This is a genomic window from Nocardia bovistercoris, assembly GCF_015674855.1.
Lineage (GTDB): Bacteria > Actinomycetota > Actinomycetes > Mycobacteriales > Mycobacteriaceae > Nocardia > Nocardia bovistercoris.
The window spans coordinates 473,635-495,278 of sequence record NZ_JADMLG010000003.1 but is presented as its reverse complement, the minus strand read 5'-3'; the positions used below and the strand labels follow the sequence as shown (position 1 = coordinate 495,278).

General features: G+C 65.8%; 21 protein-coding genes and 1 tRNA gene. 11 read left to right on the top strand and 11 right to left on the bottom strand.

The genetic code is table 11. From position 1 onward, the window contains the following. Positions 1-649: 649 nt before the first annotated feature. The 3 genes from IT779_RS10275 to IT779_RS10265 all read right to left on the bottom strand — a co-directional run bounded on the left by IT779_RS10275 (position 650) and on the right by IT779_RS10265 (position 2,805). On the bottom strand, positions 650-1,117 hold the full coding sequence (locus tag IT779_RS10275; RefSeq protein WP_196148993.1) for a gamma-glutamylcyclotransferase family protein: 468 nt from the start codon (positions 1,115-1,117) through the stop codon (positions 650-652). Then, positions 1,114-2,238, bottom strand: a complete 1,125-nt coding sequence (locus IT779_RS10270) for a hypothetical protein (protein WP_196148992.1) — start codon at positions 2,236-2,238, stop codon at positions 1,114-1,116. The genes IT779_RS10275 and IT779_RS10270 overlap by 4 nt, the downstream gene beginning before the upstream one ends. A 210-nt stretch (positions 2,239-2,448) precedes the next feature. Next, positions 2,449-2,805: a winged helix-turn-helix domain-containing protein gene (locus IT779_RS10265; RefSeq protein WP_332838735.1), complete on the bottom strand. Its 357-nt coding sequence runs from the start codon at positions 2,803-2,805 to the stop codon at positions 2,449-2,451. A gap of 200 nt (positions 2,806-3,005) precedes the next feature. Here IT779_RS10265 and IT779_RS10260 point away from each other — a divergent pair, with 200 nt between their 5' ends. The 6 genes from IT779_RS10260 to IT779_RS10235 all read left to right on the top strand — a co-directional run bounded on the left by IT779_RS10260 (position 3,006) and on the right by IT779_RS10235 (position 7,154). After that, entirely contained in the window at positions 3,006-3,437 is a 432-nt protein-coding gene (locus tag IT779_RS10260; protein ID WP_196148991.1) for a helix-turn-helix domain-containing protein, read from the top strand. Next, positions 3,437-4,174 (top strand): hypothetical protein, encoded by a 738-nt coding sequence (locus tag IT779_RS10255; RefSeq protein ID WP_196148990.1) that lies wholly within the window; start codon positions 3,437-3,439, stop codon positions 4,172-4,174. Before IT779_RS10260 ends, IT779_RS10255 begins: the two co-directional genes overlap by 1 nt. Then, positions 4,171-4,938, top strand: coding sequence for a hypothetical protein (locus IT779_RS10250; RefSeq protein ID WP_196148989.1), 768 nt, complete (start codon positions 4,171-4,173; stop codon positions 4,936-4,938). The genes IT779_RS10255 and IT779_RS10250 overlap by 4 nt, the downstream gene beginning before the upstream one ends. Before the next feature lie 460 nt (positions 4,939-5,398). Beyond that, complete coding sequence (locus tag IT779_RS10245; RefSeq protein ID WP_196148988.1) at positions 5,399-5,602, top strand: helix-turn-helix transcriptional regulator; 204 nt, start codon at positions 5,399-5,401, stop codon at positions 5,600-5,602. Then, complete coding sequence (locus IT779_RS38470; protein WP_196148987.1) at positions 5,599-5,823, top strand: helix-turn-helix transcriptional regulator; 225 nt, start codon at positions 5,599-5,601, stop codon at positions 5,821-5,823. The genes IT779_RS10245 and IT779_RS38470 overlap by 4 nt, the downstream gene beginning before the upstream one ends. Beyond that, on the top strand, positions 5,823-7,154 hold the full coding sequence (locus tag IT779_RS10235; RefSeq protein WP_196148986.1) for a site-specific integrase: 1,332 nt from the start codon (positions 5,823-5,825) through the stop codon (positions 7,152-7,154). Before IT779_RS38470 ends, IT779_RS10235 begins: the two co-directional genes overlap by 1 nt. Before the next feature lie 42 nt (positions 7,155-7,196). On the opposite strand, the gene IT779_RS10230 is transcribed toward IT779_RS10235, so the two are convergent. Further along, positions 7,197-7,270: transfer RNA gene (locus IT779_RS10230), tRNA-Pro, on the bottom strand. Positions 7,271-7,741: 471 nt separating this feature from the next. On the opposite strand from IT779_RS10230, the gene IT779_RS10225 reads away from it, so the two are divergent. The 3 genes from IT779_RS10225 to IT779_RS10215 are packed head-to-tail and all read left to right on the top strand — an operon-like array spanning position 7,742 to position 10,874. Further along, the gene (locus IT779_RS10225; RefSeq protein ID WP_196148985.1) at positions 7,742-9,445 is read left to right on the top strand and encodes an acyl-CoA synthetase; all 1,704 of its coding nucleotides are present in this window, start codon (positions 7,742-7,744) and stop codon (positions 9,443-9,445) included. A gap of 51 nt (positions 9,446-9,496) precedes the next feature. Then, positions 9,497-10,252: an enoyl-CoA hydratase/isomerase family protein gene (locus tag IT779_RS10220; RefSeq protein ID WP_196148984.1), complete on the top strand. Its 756-nt coding sequence runs from the start codon at positions 9,497-9,499 to the stop codon at positions 10,250-10,252. Positions 10,253-10,265: 13 nt separating this feature from the next. Continuing rightward, positions 10,266-10,874, top strand: coding sequence for a TetR/AcrR family transcriptional regulator (locus IT779_RS10215; protein ID WP_196148983.1), 609 nt, complete (start codon positions 10,266-10,268; stop codon positions 10,872-10,874). A gap of 292 nt (positions 10,875-11,166) precedes the next feature. Here IT779_RS10215 and IT779_RS10210 read toward each other — a convergent pair whose 3' ends face one another. From IT779_RS10210 to IT779_RS10200, 3 genes are all read right to left on the bottom strand, one after another. Then, complete coding sequence (locus tag IT779_RS10210) at positions 11,167-12,219, bottom strand: NADPH:quinone oxidoreductase family protein (RefSeq protein ID WP_196148982.1); 1,053 nt, start codon at positions 12,217-12,219, stop codon at positions 11,167-11,169. A 96-nt stretch (positions 12,220-12,315) separates the two neighbouring features. Further along, on the bottom strand, positions 12,316-13,071 hold the full coding sequence (locus IT779_RS10205; protein ID WP_196148981.1) for an enoyl-CoA hydratase-related protein: 756 nt from the start codon (positions 13,069-13,071) through the stop codon (positions 12,316-12,318). Beyond that, positions 13,068-13,577 carry a PPOX class F420-dependent oxidoreductase gene (locus tag IT779_RS10200; protein ID WP_196148980.1) on the bottom strand — a complete coding sequence of 170 codons (510 nt, stop codon included), beginning with the start codon at positions 13,575-13,577 and terminating at the stop codon, positions 13,068-13,070. Before IT779_RS10200 ends, IT779_RS10205 begins: the two co-directional genes overlap by 4 nt. 644 nt (positions 13,578-14,221) lie before the next feature. On the opposite strand from IT779_RS10200, the gene IT779_RS10195 reads away from it, so the two are divergent. After that, the gene (locus IT779_RS10195; protein ID WP_196148979.1) at positions 14,222-15,403 is read left to right on the top strand and encodes a DUF4185 domain-containing protein; all 1,182 of its coding nucleotides are present in this window, start codon (positions 14,222-14,224) and stop codon (positions 15,401-15,403) included. 130 nt (positions 15,404-15,533) lie between these two features. Here the strand turns inward: IT779_RS10195 and IT779_RS10190 are convergent, their stop codons facing one another. Both IT779_RS10190 and IT779_RS10185 read right to left on the bottom strand, forming a co-directional pair. Further along, positions 15,534-16,382, bottom strand: coding sequence for an LLM class flavin-dependent oxidoreductase (locus tag IT779_RS10190; RefSeq protein ID WP_196148978.1), 849 nt, complete (start codon positions 16,380-16,382; stop codon positions 15,534-15,536). Between the two features lie 275 nt (positions 16,383-16,657). Then, positions 16,658-17,239, bottom strand: coding sequence for a TetR/AcrR family transcriptional regulator (locus tag IT779_RS10185; RefSeq protein WP_196148977.1), 582 nt, complete (start codon positions 17,237-17,239; stop codon positions 16,658-16,660). An 83-nt stretch (positions 17,240-17,322) separates the two neighbouring features. Between IT779_RS10185 and IT779_RS10180 the strand changes: the two genes are divergently transcribed. After that, positions 17,323-18,330 (top strand): aldo/keto reductase, encoded by a 1,008-nt coding sequence (locus IT779_RS10180; protein WP_196148976.1) that lies wholly within the window; start codon positions 17,323-17,325, stop codon positions 18,328-18,330. A gap of 30 nt (positions 18,331-18,360) precedes the next feature. On the opposite strand, the gene asnB is transcribed toward IT779_RS10180, so the two are convergent. After that, the gene (gene asnB / locus IT779_RS10175) at positions 18,361-20,205 is read right to left on the bottom strand and encodes an asparagine synthase (glutamine-hydrolyzing) (RefSeq protein WP_196148975.1); all 1,845 of its coding nucleotides are present in this window, start codon (positions 20,203-20,205) and stop codon (positions 18,361-18,363) included. A 498-nt stretch (positions 20,206-20,703) separates the two neighbouring features. Beyond that, positions 20,704-21,480 (bottom strand): FadR/GntR family transcriptional regulator, encoded by a 777-nt coding sequence (locus IT779_RS10170; protein WP_332838734.1) that lies wholly within the window; start codon positions 21,478-21,480, stop codon positions 20,704-20,706. Positions 21,481-21,644 lie beyond the last annotated feature (164 nt).

Genomic DNA, 21,644 nt, shown 5'->3' with positions numbered 1-21,644 from the left:
GTGCTGAGATGTCGTAGTGGGAGGGGGTGGGGGCAATCAGAAATCAAAAGATGAGGGGTGGTCGAGTTGGAGAGTGGTTGAGTGAAAGAGATAAAAGACATGGGTTGCGTCGGATGGGTATCGGTGGGTTTGCGGGCGTGGTGCGTTGGCATACGAGAGTGGGGGTGACGTCAGGTGGTGCGGCTGCGGTTCAGGGCCGCGGCTTGCGTACTCTGGTGGGTTTAGTTGGAGCGGTGTCGGTTCTGGGGGTGCGCGTGTGGTGGGTCGGAATTGATGCCGATGCGCCGAACCGTCGCCAGGACTGATGCTTATGCATCAAGGAGTTTGATGCATAAGCATCGACGCGGATTGACGCCTATGCATCAAAAGCGTTTGATGCATAGGCGTCAATGTCGAGGTTGGTCGCGGGCGCGGGCACCCGCGTGCACGGCCTGCGGCCGTGGTTTCTGGTGTGGGTCGCCTGCATTGTGTTCCCGCGTCCCTCACGCCTCAAGGGCGCCTGCGGCGTCGGCTGCGCCGATGGCCTGCGGCCACCCTTGACCCGTGAGCCTCTACGCGGAAAGGTGCAGGCTTAGCGGGCAGGCCAGGGGCCTGCCCGAAGGGGCGCACGCGCCCCACACCAGAAACAGCCGCTGGTCGCCGGAAAGTGTCAGCGGCGGTTTCGGTCTCGTTCCAGCCATGCAGAGCACCGCGTGATGTAGCTGGGCAGTTCGTTCCGCTCGAATTCGTTCAGCAGCCAATCGGCGTCTTCGAAGTCATTCGGCCAGGCGTATGCCCATGCGTCGGTTCTGTCGGCGGTCGTTACGCGTTCGAGGCTGTAGATGGTGTCCTCGAATCTGTCGAGTAGTGACCATTCCTCGTTGGTGAGGTCGGTCAAGAGCAATCCGGGTGCTGCGTGTGAGGTATCGCGAACTAGGCCGGGATAAGGCTTTCCGTGGAGTCGAACCGCTCGCCATCCAGGCAGATTTGTGGGCGTGGTCGGTGGGATGCGCCCGATCAAAGTTTCGAGTACTGCCGCGATTTGAAGCGTGCCGTATGCGAACAGGATTGGCGGAATGCCGTCGTCGGTGGCAATCTCGGCGCGAGGGATCAGACGGCCGTCGGGGGAAGTACTCACTCGTTTTCCTTTTCGGTGTCGTACTGCGCGTGATTCCGTTCGATGTGTTCGACATCCCACCGAAGGGTTACGGACTGTCCAGGCCGTAGGTAGTCGCGTGTCAGGGTCACTGATACGTCGTCGCCGTCGTTGTCCCAGAAGAGGTTTTCAGAGACCGACTTTTCTGCGCCGTTCACCTGTTCTTCCTGTGCTGAGTAGGAGAGTAGTCGGCCGACCGCTTGATGGTGCAGTGTGATCGTCAGGTGCCGTGTGTACCGTGCAGCGCCCTGCCGCCAATAGTGGTCGCTGATGAACTGGCCGCCGGTGCACTCGTAGCTGACGGTTCCTGTTTCGCCAGGTTGGATCGCGGGGGCGATCTGGCAGGCGAATTTAGCCAGGCCCGGTGTGTCGTGGATTCGCTGGATCAGCGCTCGGTGAGTGCCGACTGAAATCGGGGTGATGGTGAGCGGTTTCGGCGTGTGCTCGAACCAGACTTCGCGGGGTATCCGGCTGACAGGATCGTTGCTCATGTTGAAGAGTTCGTGACGGTAGGTGACTCGGCCGAGGCCGTCGCGGTCGATGGAGATCTCGACATGCATCTCGAGTTCGACCACCTGACCTGCGAGGCTGGCAATACGCGCTGTCTCGGTGTCATCGAGTCGAAGGACTCGCGCGAGAGAGATGAGCCGTTTTGCGATTCGCCGTTTGGAGTCTGGGATGTCCTGGCCGGAAGCAGATATCGCACCGTCGAGCAGGATGGCGCCGTCTCCTCTGGACTCGCCCGGCGCCCATCCGGCGCGGCTCGCGTCCGGGGTGTGCATGGCGCTGCTGACCGCACGGACGAGTTCGTCTACGCCGAAGGTGTCGCTCGGGATGGCCAGCCCGTCGTCGGTGACCTCGAAGAGGCGATCGGCCGACCAGCCCGGAAACATGCCCTCGAGCACACGGCAGTGGTCAGGGTATGGGAGTCCTTTGAGTTCGCCGGACAGCCAACGGTGCAGCTGCCCGCGGCTCGGGGCAGTGCCGATCAGGTCGGTGTCGATCAGCGCCGCAACGCGGTCGTACTCGCGGCAGAAAGTCGCGTACTTCTGCCAGTGACGTTCGCGTAGTAGCGCTTTAAGGCGGACGGCGGTTATCGGCAACGGCTCCCCCTGGATATCGGCTTGTGATCGAGCGTAGTCGCAAGACGGCACACAGAGGGAACAGCGTCGACACGAGACCGCACAGCGAAGCATGAGACGTGACGCGCGCGGCGTCGCGACGGAACATGTTGTCGGTGTTTGCTCGTAGACATGAACATCAGACAAGTTGATTCGCCGCGAGGACCACCGACAAACGTGTCAATGTTGTTGTCAGTCAGATGCTTTGCGAGGTTCGCTCTCCAGCAGTGACAGCCTGTTTTCTATGCTGTCCAACCTGTTCAGCACCTCATCGAGTCGGGCGACAACTTGGCCGATGTCGTTCGCCGGATCGGCAGGCGCGCGGTCGGCAGCGTAGAAGACGCCTCGGCCGGGTGATGACGTGACGAGTTCGTCGGTCCGAAGCACGTCGATCGCGGCGCGGATCGTTTCGCGGGCTACACCCCACTCCTCCGCGAGTTTCGGAGTGGAGGGGAGCTGACCGCCCGGTGTGTAGCGCTGACGAAGTGCGTCCGCGATCCGGAGATACACCGGACGAGCGTTGTCGGCATCTGTCAGTTCCTCGGCCACGGGACCAGCTTATATGCGAGGTCCGACGACCATTTCCCGGCGTCAAACCTTGACCGTACTAGTACGGTCTAGTAAAGTTGTAGATGTTGGGGACAACAGAAAGGGCTCCCTCGCCGTTCGAGCGACGAGAGAGCCCGGTGCCGAAGGCGGGTTCCAGCCCGCTTCGGTCTTCGCCTCTTTTGGATAGGAGTCCAAGAAGCATGTCCAGTGTAAGGACGAATCTCAGGTTGCGTGAAGCGGTGCTGAAGGCGGGTTTCACCCCCGAACGTGTCGCAGAGAAGTTGCAGGTCGATCCGAAGACCGTTGAGCGGTGGATTCAGACCGGCCGTACTCCGTACCCGCGTCACCGGTATGCGGTGGCCGCGTTGGTGGGGGTGTCGGTGGCCGAGTTGTTCCCGCAGTCGGCACCGCAGCTGCGCCCGTCGCGGACAAGTTTCGCTGGGGTGTGCATCTGGTGCGAGCACACCGAGTGTGAGAACGCCGATTGCATCGTGACTCACGAGTCGGCGGAGTGGGAGGTCTGCGAGGTCTGCGGCGGTGCGCCCTGGATGGCCAGTGTGACCGGGTGCGGCTGCGTGTTCGGGTTGGTGCAGAAGTCGGCGAAGTTCGCCGCCGCTGGGGCGGTGGCGTGATGGCACGCAACATGGGGCAGGGCACGGTGTTGAAATCGCTTCTGCGCGAGCAGCATTTGCAAAGCCATTCCGAGTTCAAGCGCGCCTACGATCGTGTCGCTGCCGTGTCGGAGCCTGAGCTGGTCGGCACAGCTCCGAGTAAGGCGATGTTCTATAAGTGGCTGTCCGGAGACCTCCAAGGCTTGCCGCGTGGGCATTCGTGCCGGGTGCTGGAGGCCATGTTTCCCGAGCACAAGGCCGAGGAACTGTTCGAACCGGCCGGGGCTGCGCTCGGCCAAGGCGGGGAGTTCGACCCGTTCGCGGGAGCCGAAGACATCGGGGGGCCGCGCCGTGAAGCCGCGGGCTCGGTCGAACGGAAGTGGTTGGCCGCGCACCCCGACAAGGCCGAGCGCATCCAGGCGCGCCGCGATGCCGACGCGATATACCTGGCCTACAGCCGGGAACTCGACGCGGCGATGGCCGCGCGGGAAGTCGAGTGCCCGCAGAACAACGGTCAGGTGCGGGCCAGCGAGGGAATCGATATCGAGCGGGCCGTGCAGGAACCCGCGCGCGTGCCTGCGGCGACGGAAGCGGGCGATCAGGGTTGGTGGGGCGCGGACCAGGACCGAAGCGGCCCGGAGTCGCGGATGCGGGAATTGATGAGCTGGGTGCCTTCCTCGGAGTCGCGGTCAGCGCTGGGGGATCACTGGTACAGCAATGCCTTGGCGGTTGTCCGTGATGAGGGGTTGGAGCGGTGAGCGTTCGTCTGACTCCTCGGGACTTCACGGCGTTGGCGGTGCTGTCCGAGCATTACGGGGCGCCGCTGGATTTGGTGGCCGAGATGCATGGGGTGAGTAGGCGTTCGGCGTATCGGATGGCTCAGCGGTGGCGTGAAGCGGTGATGATCGGGCCGTTGTTGCAGCCGGTGCCCGGTCCGGCGTGGGTGGTCCCGACCGCCACGACCGCCGAGGGGTTCCTCGGGTTCACCGCTCGGCATTGGGTGCCTACGCCGAAGATGCTCGATCACGTGACCACGGTGTTGCGGGTTCGGTTGGCGCTTGTCGGGTTGGATTCCGAGCGATGGATTTCGGAGCGGACGCTACGTCACGAAGTCGGCCCGACCAAGCTCGGGACCGCGCGTCCGCACATCCACGACGGCCGCTATATCGACGCGGAGGGCCGCTGGTGGGCGGTGGAAGTCGAGTTGTCTCCGAAGACCGCGCACGCCACGGCAAGGGCGTCGGTCGCGGCGGCCCACCGCGCGGCCTCGGTCGCCGGGTGTCACGGGCTGGTCTACTACTGCCGAGGCGAGCGGGTGAAAGACATCATCCGGGAAGCCGCCAAGGGGCTGGACCTGTCCGGTACGGTCGCCCGTCTCGATGATCTGGACAGACTGCTGGCGAACCCGCTCGTTGGTCCGCAGGCGCAGCCACCGCTACGGCTGGTCGTCGGCGGACCCCCGGCAGCAAACCAGCGGACCGCGCGGAAAAACGACCGTGGACAGCCGCGCGACAAGCCCTAGACAGCTGTGCGCCCGACTGGACAGCACCGTCCAGCGGCCTGCCGATCGGGCGCCCACCGGAGTCCTATCCGGGCATCGGATTCACCGCCTGGCGACAGCGCGGCCACACCGCCGAACCGCTCGGGCGACAGCAGGCGACACCACGGTGGACACCAGCGACAGCGCGGTAGACACCAGGCGACAAGCCTGGACACCGCGCCTGAACAGGCGAAATGAATTTCTCTGTGACGGGTATCGCGTCTTATACGCCGTCGCCGCAGCAAAGTCTAGAAGGCGACACCGACTAGACACCTGGCGACAGGACTAGACGCCGGGGTGGACACCAGGCGACAGGACTAGACACCCCCTGTCGCCTGGCGACGGTCACCCAGCGACACCCTGCGACACCCTGTCGCCCTCTCTTGTATCGATCGCGCCGACTCCGCGGCGCATACTTCACTAGAACCGAGGACTGTTAACGATGAGCAATACCGAGAATTTCTTGCAAGCCGCCGACCTGGAGCAGCTGACGGGCATCCCCGCCGCGACGTGGCGGTACTGGGCGCACAAGGGCACCGGTCCGGCGAGCTTCAAGCTCGGGCGCCGACGCGTCTACCGTGAGAGCGTCATTCACGCCTGGATCGCCGAGCAGGAGGCCCAGAGCGGCAAGGCGGGCCAGCTGTGAGCGCCGAGGAGTTCGTTCCGGAATTCGAGCCGTCGCGGTGGTACACCACCGAGGAAGTAGCCGCGGCTTTGAAGGTCGACGCGTCGAGCCTGCGTCGATGGCGGACCGCGCGCCCGCCCCAGGGACCGGCGTTCGTGTCCTTCTCCGAACGCTGCATCCGCTACAGCGGCGCCGACGTGCTCGCGTTCATCGCCAGCCGCCGAATAGATCCGGCCGCGTGATGAACGAACGCGTGGACCTGATCCCACTCGGCGCCAAGGTCACCGGCTATGTCGAGCAGCGCGGGAAAGCGGGCCAGTACCGTGCTCGGGTGCGTTGGACCGATCCGGCGACCAAAGAGCGCGAGTCGAAATCGGAGTCCTTCGCCAGCGAGGAGGAAGCGCGAGACTGGATCGACCGCATCCGGAAAGCTGCGGAACGCGGCGTCGACCCGAAAACCGCTTCCGCAACACTCGCCGAATACGGTGCAGCACATTGGGATTCCGCGATGCGTGGTGTGGAGCCGAAAACACTGGACCCGTATCGGGCCGGGTGGAGGCTGCGCGTGGTGCCGACGTTGGGCCACCTGCCGGTCACGATGCTGACCACCGGTCTCGCCGACCGCGCGGTGACGAAGTGGATCACGCAGGGGTGCGGACCCTCGACCATCAAGAACACCTTGGCCGTTCTCGCGCGGGTGCTCGAGCAGGCGGTACGAGACGAGGTGATCGACCGCAATCGGGTCAAGGTGAAAGGCTGGCAGCGGGAGTTCGGCCGAGACGAGGACGGGATAGACGACCCGCGCGCGTTGGCGCTGCCGGACTGGGCCACCCTCGAAACGCTCGCCGCGGAACTGGTCGCCGCGTCGGCCGGGGAGTATCAGGGTTGGGGTGACGCGGTGATGTTCGAAGCCTGCACCGCGACCCGCATCGGTGAAGTGTCGGGATGCCGCGTCCGCGACATCGACACCGACCTGTGGCTGTGGACGCTGCGGCGCCAGACCACGCCAGGGCCGGGAGGGATGCTCGATAAACGCACGAAAGGCAAACGGGCACGGACTGTTCCGCTCATCGCCGAAATCCGGCCGATCGTCCTCGGGCGGATCAACGCCGCGCGCGCCCGCGTCAACCGCGCGATGCCCGACGTCACGGCCGAGGAGCGCGAACAGGCGTTGCAGGACGCACGGCTGTTCGTTGGCCCGCGCGGCGGACGACTCGCTTCCGGAGTCCTGCGCGACGCGACGCACTGGGACGACGTAGTCGCCCGGTTGGGGTACGAGCATCTGCGCCGTCACGATCTACGCCACACCGGACTCACCTGGTTCGCCGACGCGGGCGTTCCGCTGCATCGCCTCCAGCAGATCGCCGGACACACCGATCCGCGGATCACCCAGCGGTATCTACACCCCGACATCAAGGGCCTGCAGAACGATGGACAGCTGCTGTCGCGGTTCCTCGCGGCACCGAACAGCGGGCCGCAGATCCCCGAAGAACTGGCCCGCATCGGACCGGACCAACGACCGAAAACCGCCAGTGGCCCCAGATTGGCCCCAAAACTCCGGGTGGTCGAATAACACGAATCCCCTCCGACGCTGGTCGGAGGGGATTTCTGTCTGTCGGGCTGACAGGATTTGAACCTGCGACCACTTGACCCCCAGTCAAGTGCGCTACCAAACTGCGCCACAGCCCGTTTGCGGCCCGCTCGGCGGGTGCTTGACGAGATTACCCCACGACCCCCCTCTGGAACCAAATCGGGAGTTCCGGTTCGTTGGCCGATCGGTCGTGATGCGTCCGTTTCGTCTCACGAGGTCCGATCGATCGTCGGCTGTTGGATCGCGTCCGAGCATCGCTGGGTGATTGGGGACCAGTTGTCGAACTGCTTCGATTGGTGGACCTTCCGCGTCCGGCTGTCTTGGCGCACTTGCCTTCCGTGTAGTACGGCGAAGGTGTGGTCGGCGGCGAAATCTCCAGGTTCACGGCTCGATATCGATGTCCTCGGCGTGGCAGCCGGACATCCCCTGCGGTCGTTCGACCGCTGGTATCGGACGGGTAGACGCTCTTGCTTTCTGTTCGGAAAGGAAGTTATTGTCAAGCATCCCGTATTGCTTACAGTTCGCCTGTTCAGGCTCGTGCTGGTCCTGCCAGGATCAAGGAGGATCCCATGTCCCACTCGGTGTGTGAGTCCGCGTCGTCGCAACCGCCGGTGCCGGGGTTCACGCTGGTCGAGGCTGCTGCGGCCACCGCGTCGGCGGTCCCGGACCGGGAGTTGATCATCCAGGGTGACCGGCGGGTGACCTACGCGCAGATCGCGGATCGGTCCCGGCGACTGGCCGCGTACCTGCGCACGCGGGGGCTCGGCGCCCATGTCGAGCGCTCGGAGTTGGCGGGGCACGAGGTCGGGCAGGATCTGCTCGGTATCTATGCCTACAACGGCAACGAGTACCTCGAGGGCATACTCGGCGGCCTCGCGGCGCGTGTGGCGCCGTTCAACATCAACTATCGCTATGTCGAGAACGAATTGCGGTACCTGTTGGCCGACGCGGGCGCGACCGCTCTGCTCTACCATTCGGCGTTCGCGCCGCGGGTGGCGCGGGTGTCGCGCGAGTTGCCGCAGCTGCGGGTGTTGATCCAGATCGCGGACGATTCGGGTAACGAATTGCTGCCGGGCGCGGTCGATTACGAGGATGCCATCGCCTCGGTGTCCGGGGCGGAGGATCTGCCCGAGCCGTCGGCGGACGACCTGCTCGTGCTCTATACCGGCGGAACCACCGGTATGCCCAAAGCCGTGTTGTGGCGTCAGCACGATGTTTTCATGGCGGCCTGCGGTGGACGCAACGCGATCAGCGGGCAGGAGGTGGCGCTGTCCTATGAATCTCTCGGGGCGCGGTCGGCGTCGTATCCGGGTGTGAAGATCATGATTCTGCCGCCGCTCATCCACGGCGCGGCGCAGTGGGCGACGCTGTCGGCGTTGAGTTTGGGGCAGACGGTCGTGTTCTCCGGGGTCATCGATCACCTCGACGCCGACGATGTGGTGCGCACCATCGAGCGCGAGCGGGTGGCGGTGTTGGTGGTCGTCGGTGACGCGATGGCGCGTCCGCTGCTGGACGCGATCGCCGCAACGAGGGCGGACGTGTCGTCGTTGGTGACTCTCGCGTCCGGTGGGGCGACGATGAGTCCGCAGGTCAAACAGCGGTGGATCGAGGCGGTGCCGGGGCTGATCGTGCTCGACGCCGTCGCGTCCTCGGAGACCGGGGTGGTGTTGAATCACATGTCGACAGCGGCGGCGGTGTCGACCGGAACGTTCACCGCGGGGCCGACGACCGCGGTCGTGGCGGAAGATCTCGGGGGCGTGCTCGCCGCGGGGCACGACGGGATCGGTTGGCTCGCGGTGCGCGGCAACACGCCGCTGGGCTACAAGGGGGACGCGGCCAAGACCGCGGCGACGTTCCCGGTGATCGACGGCACGCGGTACGCGGTGCCCGGTGATCGCGCGCGCCTGCTCGCCGACGGTACCGTCGAGTTGCTGGGGCGGGACGCGGTCACCATCAACTCCGGTGGGGAGAAGATCTTCGCCGAGGAGGTCGAACTCGCCATCTCGTCCCATCCGGCGGTGTCGGATGTCCTTGTGGTCGGTCGTCCGAGCGATCGGTGGGGGCAGGAGGTCGTCGCGATCGTCGAGCTCGTGGAACCGGATGCGGTTCGTGCCGCCGATCTGCTCGCACACGCGGCGGAATCGATTGCCGGATACAAACTTCCGAAAGCGGTGGTGATCTGCTCCGAGATCGTGCGCAGCCCGGCGGGTAAGGCCGACTACCGCTGGGCGCGTGCACAGGCCGTCGCGGACTCTCGAACCGAACTGCGATGACGGGGGAAGTGGGGGGCAGGTCGAATCGAACAGCAGGAGAAGGCAACACAGATGACAGTCCAGATCAGCGATACCGGCAAGATCCGCACGCTGGCGCTCAATCGCCCGGAAAGGCTGAACGCCTTCGATATTCGACTCGTCGCCGATCTCGGCGTGGCACTTCGAAATTCGGCCGAGGATGCGGATGTCTCCGTCGTCGTGCTCACGGGGACAGGGCGGGCGTTCAGTTCCGGGGCCGACCTGAAGGAGGTCGCCGAGCGCGTCGCCCATCCGGTGTCACCTCGCGAGGCGAAGAGTGCGGCATTCGTCGAACTCATCGACACGCTGGCCGAATTCCCGAAGCCGCTGATCATGGCGGTCAACGGCCTCGGTGTCGGATTCGGCATGACGATTCTCGGTTTCGCCGACCTGGTGTTCATGTCGAGCGAAGCCCGTTTGAAGTGCCCTTTCACCGCCATCGGGGCGCCGCCGGAAGCCGCGTCCAGCTATCTGCTCCCCATGCTGCTCGGGAGGCAGAACGCGGCTTGGGCGTTGTTGTCCTCGGAATGGATCTCCGCCGCGGAGGCACGCGAGATCGGCCTGGTCTGGAAGGTCTGCGAACCGGCCGACCTGCTCGCGACAGCCCACAGGCACGCCGAGATCCTGGCCGACAAACCTCAGCAGATCCTCGGCACCGTCAAACGCCTGTTGAACGCACCCCATCGCGAGCAGATCGCCGCGGCCGCCGCCCGCGAGAACCAAGCCATGGCCGAGCTGCTCGGGACCGGCGCCAATGCCGAAGCTCTGACAGCCTTCCTGCGGCGTTGAGCCGAGCAGACCGATGAAACAGACAACTCCGCGGCGGTCTCAGCGGGAACGTCGAGCCGAGAGCGAGCAGAAGCTCCTGGCGGCCACCGCGCAGTTGATCGTCGAACGCGGCATGTCGGAGTTGTCGCTGACGGCGATCGGACAGCGCGCGGGTTGCAGCCATGCTCTGGTCAACCATCTGTTCGGCACCAAAGCGGCGATGATCGAACGGCTCAACGACACCGTCGACGAGATGTACAGAGCTCACATACCGGCCGCGATCGAAGGCAAGGTCGGGGTCGACGCGATCGTCGCGCTCGCCGAGGCGTATCTCACCCTGGTGACGAGTGACGATCCGATGGCCCGCGTCCACGTCGTATTGTGGGCGCAGGCGGTTGCCGGGGCGGCCGATATCCGCGATTCCCGCATCGAATGGGACCGGCATTTCCGGCAAGGAATGAGCGAGGTCATCGCGCGCGCGACGGGCAGGTCGAGCGTCGACAGCTACTGTCGGTCGAGCGCGCTGGTGATCGTCGGCCTACTTCGCGGCGTCGCCATGCAGCACCTTCTAGACCCCGATATCGGCTCGCCCGCAACGGCTTTCGATCGCGTTCGGGACGCGATCCGGGGAATAGTGGGGTGACACCGCGCCTGCTCGGATCCACGGCCTGCGCTCGGGTCGACCCGACGATACCGGGTAGGGCGATGTGCCGCGCGCGCCGTCGGCGAGCGGTGATTCCGCGATCGCTCGCCCGATTCCGCCTGCGGCGCAGGTGACCACCGCCACGCGCCCCGACTCCGATCGGTCACCGGAACTCGCACGCGCGGAGACGGTTCCGCTGTTCGTCGTCACCGCTGCCTGATGAACAGGCGTTGGACCACCTGCGCGGTCGTCACGAGATGGGTTTGCAGGCAGTCGGATACCGCCGCGGCTTTCATCGGCTCCGGCTGTTCTCGACCGTGACGACGACTTTGCCGATCGCGCGTCGCTCGTGGACGACGCGCATCGCGTCCGCGGTTCGCTCCAACGGGAATCGAGCGCCGACCAGGGGACGCACGGAACCTTCCTCGTACCACCGGGACAACTGCGCGAAGTCCGCGGCGCCCGCTTCGGGATCCTTGATCACCGAAGCCCCGAAGGCGACGCCGATCAACGAAATGCTCTTGAGAATCGTCTGATTGAGTCGGACGACCGGGATGCCGCCACCGGCGAAGCCGATCACCAGATAGCGTCCGTCCCACGCCAGACAGCGCAGCGGTTCCCGGATGTCCTCGCCGCCGACGGGGTCGAACACCAGGTCCACGCCGCGTCCGCCGGTCGCGTCCCGCACCGATTCCGACAGCGAACTCGTCGTCCGGTGGTCGATGACGACATCGGCGCCGAGTTCGCGCGCCGCGGCGCATTTCGCCTCGCCGCCCGCGACCGCGACGACCGTCGCCCCCGCGGCCTTCGCGATCTGCACCGCCGCCGAACCGCAACCGCCGGTCGCGCCGAGCACCAGCACCGATTCGCCTGCGCGCAGTCCGCCGCGGCGCACCAGTCCGTGATAAGAGGTGCCGTAGGTCATCAGGAATGCCGAGCCCTCGTCGAACGACATGGCTTCGGGGATGCGATATACGGGCATCGCGTTCGAGACGACGACATCGGAGGCGAACGCGCCGAAACCGTTGAGCGCCAGGACTCGATCGCCGCCCCGGAAGCCGGTCACCGCCGCGCCGATCTCGGTCACGATCCCGGCGGACTCGCTGCCGGGCACGAACGGGAGATCGGGGCGGAAGTGATACTGGCCGCGCACCATCAGACAGTCGGGAAAGTTCACCGACGCGGCGCGCACCGAGATCCGGATATCGCGGTCGCCGACCGGCGGCACCGGCCAGTCGGCGATCTCGATGCCGTCCTCTCCGGTGAGCTCGACACATACCGCCGCCCGAGTCGTGCGGTCCGCACCGAGCTCCTCGGCTCGGTGCGCGCTGTCGATACCTGCCACGTCGGCGACCTTAACACGCAACTTGGACAGTCATATGTACATTTGTCCAAACAATTGTTCATAGCGTGCGGGTGTTGCCGGATATCGTTCTCTCCGCTACTTTCCGGTCCACCGCGCTCGACGTTTCTCGAAAAACGCGGCGATGCCTTCGATGAGATCCTGTGAACGCAGCAGGGCGGCGTGTATGTCATCGGATAAACGCCAGAGCTGGGTCTCGTCGGCGGTGATCGCCGCGTTGGCGACCCGCAGTGATCCGCGTACGGCCAGCGGGGCGTTCTCGCAGATCTTCTCGGCGAGATCGATCGCGGCGGTGAGCGCTTCTCCCGGTTCTGTGAGTCGGTTCACCAAGCCGAGGCGTTCGGCGCGCGGCGCATCGAGTTCACCCGCCGTCAGCAACATCTCACGTGCCACATTGGGCGGCAGGTGGCGAGTGATCCGGAAGGCGCCGCCGAAGTCGGCCATGAGACCGCGCTTGGGCTCGGGCAGTCCGAAGCGGGCATCGGTGGCGGCGACCACCAGATCACAGCACAGCACCAGCTCCATGCCGCCGCCGAGGGCCAAGCCTTCCACGGCGGCGATGAGCGGCTTGTTGCGGGCGCGGGTGATGATGCCCGCGATGCCGCCGCGCGGAGTGGGCAGACCGGGCCCCGCGGCCAGGTCCGCGCCCGCGCTGAAGCATCGGGTGCCGCCGGTGAGAATCGCGCACCACTGCTCGGGGTCGTCTTCGAAGTCGTTGAGCGCCCGGTCGAGCCCGTCGGTGATCGTCGCATCGATGGCATTGCGCTTGGCCTCGCGGCGCAGGGTGATGACGGTGACCCTGCCGCGCTTGTCGACCTCGACGGCCTCGGTCATCGGCCGACGAACTCGGCCGTCGTGCCGGTGAGCGGCATCGGATCCCATCCGAGCTTGCGGTGATCCCAGGAACGGGTGCGCGTCGGGTCGATGCGCACCACGATACGTTTGTTCATCATGTACTCGACCGCCGGGCGCATCTCCTCGGTGTAGGGCGCCTGGTAGCGCTCGAAGACGCTGATCGCGGCCTGCCAGTACTCGGGATCGTCGAGGTCGTCGATGATGGTCGCGGTGCCTTCGATGGACACGCCGCGCAGCTGGTCGTAGGTGAGTCCGGCCTCGACGGAGCAGGTGACGCGCGGATCGCGGCGCAGATTGACCGCCTTCTGCGATTTGGCCTTGGTCTCGAAGTAGATCTTGCCGTCGATGAGGCCGTACCACATGGCGACCAGATGCGGTGTGCCGTCGGCGCCGATGGTCGCCAGGGTGGCGGTGCGCTCGTGGCGTAGGAACTCGTCGACTTCGCCGTCGGACATGACGATCGTCGCGCGTTGATTCGCGGCCATGGGTGTGCCTTTCTTTCCGGTGCCTGTGTCACGCGGGAGTGGCACAGTCGTGATCGAGAGTCTGGCAGATCGCGGATCCGTATCAGCTCCGAGTCGGGATCTTCGGAGGTCGGCGGAGCGCACGGCATCACGATTCTCGATTGTCGTTGTAACGCTGCGGTTGTGCGGGGAGATACGCGGGTGGGGGAGGTCGAGATCCTTCGGCGTCGGGGCCCGACAGTGGAATGAACCACAAACTTTCAGGGGGGACGATATGCCTGGACGGGGCGGTATTCTGAATTCGGGGGGCGAGGTGTCAGGTGTTCTCGGGGGAGCTCATCGGCGTCGTAGAGGAGCCTTTTCGGTGGTCCTTGCAGATCGTGGGAATATGGCCCGTGCGGCCGTGAACGATTCCCGCGTGCCGCTGAATGATGGGGTGTTTCCCTTCTATCACTGATTCTGTGTGCCGACATATTCGAGAGTGGTCGGCGTAATCGCATCGCCGCTCGGCTCGTCGTGTGAATGAACCCGTTATGCGCGGGGAGATTCATCTGCACGGCGCAACCGTCGGTCTGTGCTGTCACGGAATCCAGTTACCACATGTCAAGCGCTCGGGTTCACCGCGAACCCGGGGATTTCTTCGTGGATAGGAAAGGGGCCGAACCATGCCCAAAATCAAGAACTTGAATCCTTCGGTGATCGGGCGGATCGGTGGCAGCGACCTCGCTGTTCCGTTCCGGATGCCCGACGGCCGGATCGGCTACCTCTGGGGCGACACCTTCGACGGAACCGTTGCTGCGGTGGGCAGCGGGACGGATTGGCGCTCGCCGGTCCTCACCATCGCCGACGACACCCCGGTCGGCACGCCGATCGTCTTCGTGTCCTCGCCCGGCAACGGGAAGCAGCTCTGGAGTTACCCGCACGACAACGGCGAGTTCACCACGATCCTGCCCACCGACGCCGTCAGTGTGGGCAACCGCATCTATCTCTGGGTCATGGTGACCAACGGCCTCGGCAACGAGATCCGTTGCGAGATGTGGTATTCCGATGATCTGGGGCAGCACTGGTATATCGCGCTCGGCACGCACCAACTACCCGACGGATCGCCGCGCTGGTCCACCGGCTACTCCGGTGGTCGCCGCACGATGGTCACCTGGGAACGGGGAGGTGACGGCTACATCTACATCATCGGCACCGGCGGACTGGCACGTGACAAGAACGCCTCGATGTGGCGCGTCGCCGAAACCACCACCGCGATCGAGGATCCGTACGCCTGGGACGCCTGGCAGTTCCGCGACGGCTCGTGGCGGTGGGGCAAGGGCGACGCCGACGAGATCCTGCCCGCCGGCACGCGATTGGGTGAGATCTGCCTGCGGCGTATCCAGAACCACTGGGTCTTCTCCGGATTCGACGCAGGCGCGTATCAGGCGTTCGTTCGGGTCGGCTACGGTCCGATCGAATACATCGACTGGCATACCGCGCCGCAGACCAACCCGGTGCGCGGCGCGGAACAGGGGTCAGGGACCTACGACATCCAGGAGCGTTTGTACGGCTGCTACGTACATCCGTCTTCGAGATTCGAGAACGCCGACGGGTCGACGGGCACGTTCGCGATGATCGTGTCCACTTGGGCGCTGTCGGGTAATCCGTACCGTGCCATGCAGTATCGAATCCCGACGCCCGCGGCCCTCGGTCCGGTGTCGACACCGGGAGCGGCTGTCCGCAAGGCCGTGAATCCGCTCGCCACGGCCAAGTCGCGCGCCTCCGCGCCCGCGACGACAGCAATCCGCGGCGGGGCCCACGGTGCTGTGCGCCGCGTTCGACCGGACGGTTCGCGACCGGACTGATCGGGAGTCGGCGATCAGGACCGGCCGCATGCCGCCGGTCCTGATCGGGACGCGCCCGCGAATACCGCGCACCGGATGGAATTCATCCGGTGCGCCGTGTCGAGCGATCTGCTGGGATCGCCCGCGGTGTTCAGAGCACGGCGTCGGCGAAGCGGTCGACCTGATCGGGGTCGGCGCCGTAGCAGTACAGGATGACCTCGTCTGCGCCGAGGTTCTCGAATTGCTCGATGGCGGAGCGGATCTGGTCGGCTGTGGTGAGCATGCCCGCGGCCATCTGATCGGCGCGGCCGCTGAACTCGTAGTAGTCGAGGATGGCGGTGCGGGCCTGGTCGATCAGTGGGCGGGGGCCGAGAGCGGCGTTGAGTTGGGCGACGATGCGTGGTGCGCCGGGCCTGCCGTGGTCGGTCCAGGAGCGTCGGGCGAGGTCGAAGAGGGGTTCCGCCCAGGAGGGTGCGGCGGCGGCGAGGAAACCGCCGCCCCAGCGCCCGACGCGGTCGATGGCGGCGGGTCGGAATCCGCCGAAAAGCAGTGCGGGACCGTTGGTTTCGATGCAGGTGGGGCCGATGGGGCCACAGGTCTCGCTGAACGGTTCGCCCGCCCACAGACGCCGCATGAGGGTGAGCTGTTCATCGAGGCGGCGGCCGCGGGTGCGGATGTCGGTGCGGGCGGCCTCGTGGTCGTCGTCGCGACCGCCGACGCCGAGGCCGAGGGTGAAGCGCCCGCCGGACATGCGGTCGAGGGTGGCGGCTTGTTTGGCGAGTAGCGCCGGATCACGCAGGGGTGCGATCAGCACCTCGGTCTGCAAGCGGATGCGGCTGGTCGTCCCGGCGAGCACGGCGAGGGTGACCAGCGGTTCGGGGTTGTCGTAGACGAGGCGGTCGAGCAGGCCGAGTGTCGAGAACCCGGCGCTTTCGGCGCGACGGGCCCACTCGGGCAGTGTGGCGGGATCGGCGATGGGAAGTCCGAGGCCGATATGCATGGCATCCTCCGGTGGCGATGGGCGTGTTTCATCGAGCCGCCCACTCCTCACCTCGTCGAATGAGGCGGGGCTCCCACACTGCGGCAGTACTTCCGGGGAGCGCCGATCGGATCGCCACCACTATAGGCGTGTCCCGTTCGAGGTGGTATGTCACCCCGCTGCTGTCGCACCCGACAGGCGTACCCGCGCAATCCGAGTCGGACCTCGGGTCGCATCGCTGCTGACGGTGACCTCGGCGCCGAGAAACGTCCACGACTCGCGGAACTGCCGGGTCGTCAGGTGTCGGGAATCTCGCGTGGCCTTAGCCCCGCGAAGGTATTGGCTATCGCGCGGTAGCGGCGGGGCATGTCCCAGCTGTAGTGCTCGGCGGCGGCGCTCAAACCGTAGAGGGCCATCAGGAGGTCCGACAGCTCGATGTCCGCTCGTACGGCGCCGCGCGCTTGCTCGGCCGCCAGCAGCTGGGAAAGCACCGCTCGTAGATCTGCGGCGAGGGCTTCCAGTGCCGCGGGCTTATCCGCGTCCGGTGCGGCGTCTGTCGCTCCGAGGTGCTTCTTCACGGTGGCCTCGGCCACGATCCAGTCCACGACCTGGAACAGGGCATCCGGTGCATCGGTATGGACGGCAAGGGTTCGCGCCCTTTCGATCAACCGTCGCATGCGTTCGGCGACGATCGCATCGACGAGATCGTTCTTGGTCGGGAAATGCCGGTACACGGTGCCGACCCCGACGCCCGCGGCGCGCGCCACCTCCTCGATGGGCGCATCGACACCGTGCGCCGTGAAAACCGATTCGGCCACCTCCAGTACTCGGGCGCGGTTGCGCCTGGCATCGGCGCGCAGCGCTCGCTCGCCCGTCACGAGGACGATCCGTTGACAAACGGAATCCACATTCCGTATTTTCTAAGCGGAACCATGATTCCGATTCTAGCGGGGAAGGTGCCATGCACTACACGACACTGGGCGAATCCGGACTGAAGGTCTCACCTATCAGCCTGGGCGCCATGAACTTCGGAGACTCGGCCTACTTCGCCTGCTGCGACCGGACCGAAGCCGGGCGCATCATCGATCGATTCCTGGCCGCCGGACACAACCTGATCGACACCGCCGACGCCTATACCGGCGGCGAGTCCGAGCAGATCATCGGCGCCGCCCTGCGCGGCCGCCGTGACCGGGTGGTGGTGTCGACGAAAGCGTTTCTGCCACAAGGAGACGGCCCGAATCAGCGGGGTTTGTCGCGGGCGCATCTGACCCACGCGCTCGAGGCGAGTCTGCGCCGGTTGGACACCGACTACATCGACATCTACTACTGCCACCAATGGGATCCGGACACCCCGATCGAGGAGACCATGGCGACCCTGGACGGTTTCGTCCGATCGGGAAAGGTTCGCTACCTTGGCTGCTCCAACTTCACCGCCGCGCAGATCATCGAATCGCAATGGGCCGCACACCGTGTCGCAGGCGCCGCGTTCACCGCGCTGCAGGCGCAGTACTCGCTGGTCGCGCGCACGATCGAAGCCGAGATACTCCCGACCTGCCGCCGTCACGGTGTGGGTGTCACGGCGTGGAGCCCGCTGGGGTCGGGCGTGCTCACCGGCCGCTACCGTGGCACGGGCGTGGACGGCGCGAGCCGACTCGGTCGGTTGCTGGCCTCGCCCGCGCCGATGGCCCAACGCTGGGCCTGCGATCTGCTCAGCGACCGCAACCTCGCCATCGCCGCCGAAGTGGCCGGTGTCGCGGCCGAATTGAATACCACCGCCGTCGCCGTCGCATTGGCGTGGGTAGCCGGTCGGCCGGAGATCACCTCGACCCTGATCGGTCCTCGCACCATCGAGCAACTCGACGAGAATCTCGCCGGGATCCAGTTGCCGCCGGAAATCGCCGAGCGTCTCGATGTGCTGTCCGCGCCCACCAACGAACCGGTCAACGGAATGTTCACCGGAGCGGCGTGATCGGTGCGCAGTGCCCGTGGCGGGCCGGGCTCAGTTCAGGACGAGGCGGGGTTCGTAGAGGTCGAGCCAGGTGTGCAGGTCGATCACGAGGTCGAGTCCGAAGCGGGTGTGCGCCTGCATGGTTGTCGGGTCCTCGTTCACGACCTGTTGCATCCAGGAGCGGTCCAGTAGTGCCCACAGCTGCGAATCATGTTCGGCCAGAATCTCTTTGCCGAGCTGCTGGAGATCGGCGGCGTATCCAGGGTCCTGGGTGGACGGGTACGGGCTCTTCACCCGCTGCGCCACCGACCGGGGCAGCACGTGTGCGGCGGCGTGGCGCAGCAGGCTCTTCTCCCGACCGTCGAAGGTCTTGAGCGACCATGGCGTGTTGTAGACGTATTCCACCAACCGGTGATCGCAGAACGGCACCCTGACCTCGAGGCCGACGGCCATGGACATGCGGTCCTTGCGGTCGAGCAGATTTCGCACGAATCGGGTGAGGTGCAGGTGGCAGACCGTGCGCATGCGGTGTTCGACCTCGGACTCGTCGTCGAGGTGGTCCACCTCGGCGCATGCCGTGGCGTACTGATCGGCGATGTAGGCGGGCAGGTCGAGGGCGTCCCGCAGGCCGGGTTCGATGACCTGCCAACGGTTCTCGCTCGTCAACGCGAAGTTCGACGCCAGCCACGGGAAGGTGTGTTCCCGCAGTGCGACCTCGTCGTGGAACCAGCGGTATCCGCCGAACACCTCGTCGGCGGACTCACCCGACAGCGCGACGGTCGACTGCTCGCGTATCGCTTTGAACAGCAGATACAGCGAGGTGTCCATATCGCCGAGACCCGCGGGGATATCGCGAGAGGCCACCACGGCGCGGCGCGCCGAGAGATCGGACAGGTCGGCCGGATTCAGCACGACATCGCTGTGCGCGCTGCCCACATGCGCTGCGACATCGCGCACGAACGGGGAATCCGGGGTGTCGCGCATCTCGTCGGGGACGAAATTCTGTTCCTGGTCGACGAAATCGACCGAGAACGTGCGCACCCGTTCGCCCTGCTCGCGCAGCCGCGCCGCCGCAAGACCGGTGATGGCGCTGGAATCCAGTCCGCCCGAGAGCAATACGCAGCGCGGTACATCGGAGATCAACTGCCGGTCGACGATGTCGGTGAGCAGGTCGCGGACCTTCGCGACGGTGACATCGCGGCTGTCGGTGTGCTCGACCGCCTCCAGTCGCCAGTAGGTGCGCTCCCGGATCCCGTCGCGGTCCACCGTGACCAGGGTGCCGGGCAGTACCTCGCTCATCCCCTTCCACAGCGACCAGTGCGGCGCCTTCGTCGTCGCGAAAAGCTCACGCAGGCTGTCGGTTTCGACGGTTCGGTCGGCCAGGGGATTGGCCAGTATCGCCTTCGGTTCCGACCCGAAGAGCACGCCGTCGCGGGTGGGGTAGTAGTACAACGGTTTGATCCCCATCCGGTCGCGGATGAGCACCAACTTCTCATCGCGTTGATCCCAGATGGCCAGCGCGTACATGCCGTTGAGATGGTCGACGACACCCTCGCCCCATTGCAGATAGCCGTGCAACACCACCTCGGTATCGCTGTCGGTGCGGAAGGTGTGGCCGCGCGCCTCCAGTTGGGCGCGTAGTTCCTGGAAGTTGTAGGTCTCGCCGGAATAGACCAGACCGATGTCGCCGTTGGGCGTGGCGAAGCTCATCGGCTGGGCGCCGCCGGGAAGGTCGATGATGGCGAGCCGCCGGTGTCCGAGGCCCGCGTGGCCGCGCACGAAGGTGCCGACCCCGTCGGGTCCGCGACAGGCCATGGTGTCGGTCATCGCGTCGAGAACTGTTTGCTGTCGGGTCATTTCGGTGTCGAAGGACACCCAGCCCGTGATACCGCACATCTCAGGCTCCGATTGTTAGTTAGCGAACGTAATATAACGTATTTCCGTTGTAACACAGGTTCGGCGAGCGACGCCAGCGCGCCGCCGGATTCGCGGATTCCGTGAACGGTCGGGTCGGGCGGCCGTTCGCGTGGATCGCGGCGAGACCGGTATGCGGATCATCGATCGCGGGTTGCGGGAGCGCGGTCTGCGGGGGTGCTGTCGGCGTAGGGTGTGAGTGGAGCGTCGTCGTCCGGCGGGCTTTCGACGTGGCTTCCTCGTCGGTCGGAATGTGGCGGCTTGCGTCAGACCTTCCCTACTGGCCGGTAGCATCCTCCATGCTACCGGCTGGAAATAGAGTTGCCTGCTGTTTCCGTGAACTGTTCCCGGTGCGTTGTGCGTCGGATTGCGCGGGTGGTCGAGTGCCGCGGGGGTCGTAGGTCGCCGCCGAAGTCGGGTCGACGGTCGCGGCCGAGAGGCTCGCGATGGAGTCCGGTGTCGAACGCGGTGGCCGCCGTCTCAGCGGTGGCGATTGGGGTCGATGACGGTTGCGCCGTGGTCCCCCAGCAGCGACCGGCGCAGTCGGGCCATGTGGTTGTTCCAGTGGTTCTGGGCGCCGTCGCCGTCTCCGGCGGCTATGAGTTCCACGAGGCGTTCGTGGGAGCGGATCGTGCGTCGGCGGGCGGTGGCCGGTTCGTCGCTGGTGCGGGTGAGTACGTCGGCGATGGTTCGCGCGATCACTTCGTTGAGCATTTCGCACACGAGGATCAGGGTCTGATTGCCCGCGAGGAGAATGAGTTCGCTGTGGAAGCGGATCATGGCGTTGGTGCAGGCTGTCGGGTCCTCGATGGTGCGTTTCTGTTCGAGGATGATGTCGCGGAGCTGATTGGCCGCTCGCTGGTGCCCGCGTGAGGTGGCGACCATGCGGGCCGCGGCGGGTTCGATGACGGCGCTGGCTTCGAAGACGTCGGCCAGTGCGACGCTGCGCGACTGTAGTACCAGCGCCGCGGCGCGTGCGGTGGTGCGTTGGCCCGGTCTGCGGACGATCACTCCGCCGAGAGCGCCGCGCACGATGGAGACCAGGCCGTCGGCCTCGAGGATGCGCAGGGCCTCGCGCATCGACGGGCGGGACACGTCGAAGCGTTCGCGCAGGCCCGCCTCGGTGCCGAGGAGATCGCCCTCGTTCAGGTCTCCGGTGACGATGAGCGCTCTGAGCTGCTGGGCGACCTGCATCGGTTTGCCGGTCGAGGGCGCTTCGGTGGCGAGCGGGCCGTCGGCCGGTGGGTGCTTGTCCACGTTTCTCCCTCTGTCGATCGAATCCGGCGCGGCCGGTTCCGGTGGCGGACCCGATTGGCGGACGGTCGCCGCGTGAATGCCGCGGTGGCCGCCGCAATGATCTGATCATTGCAGCGGTCATCGCCCGGTCACCGTTCGGGTTCGCTCTGGAAGAGGGCGCAAGC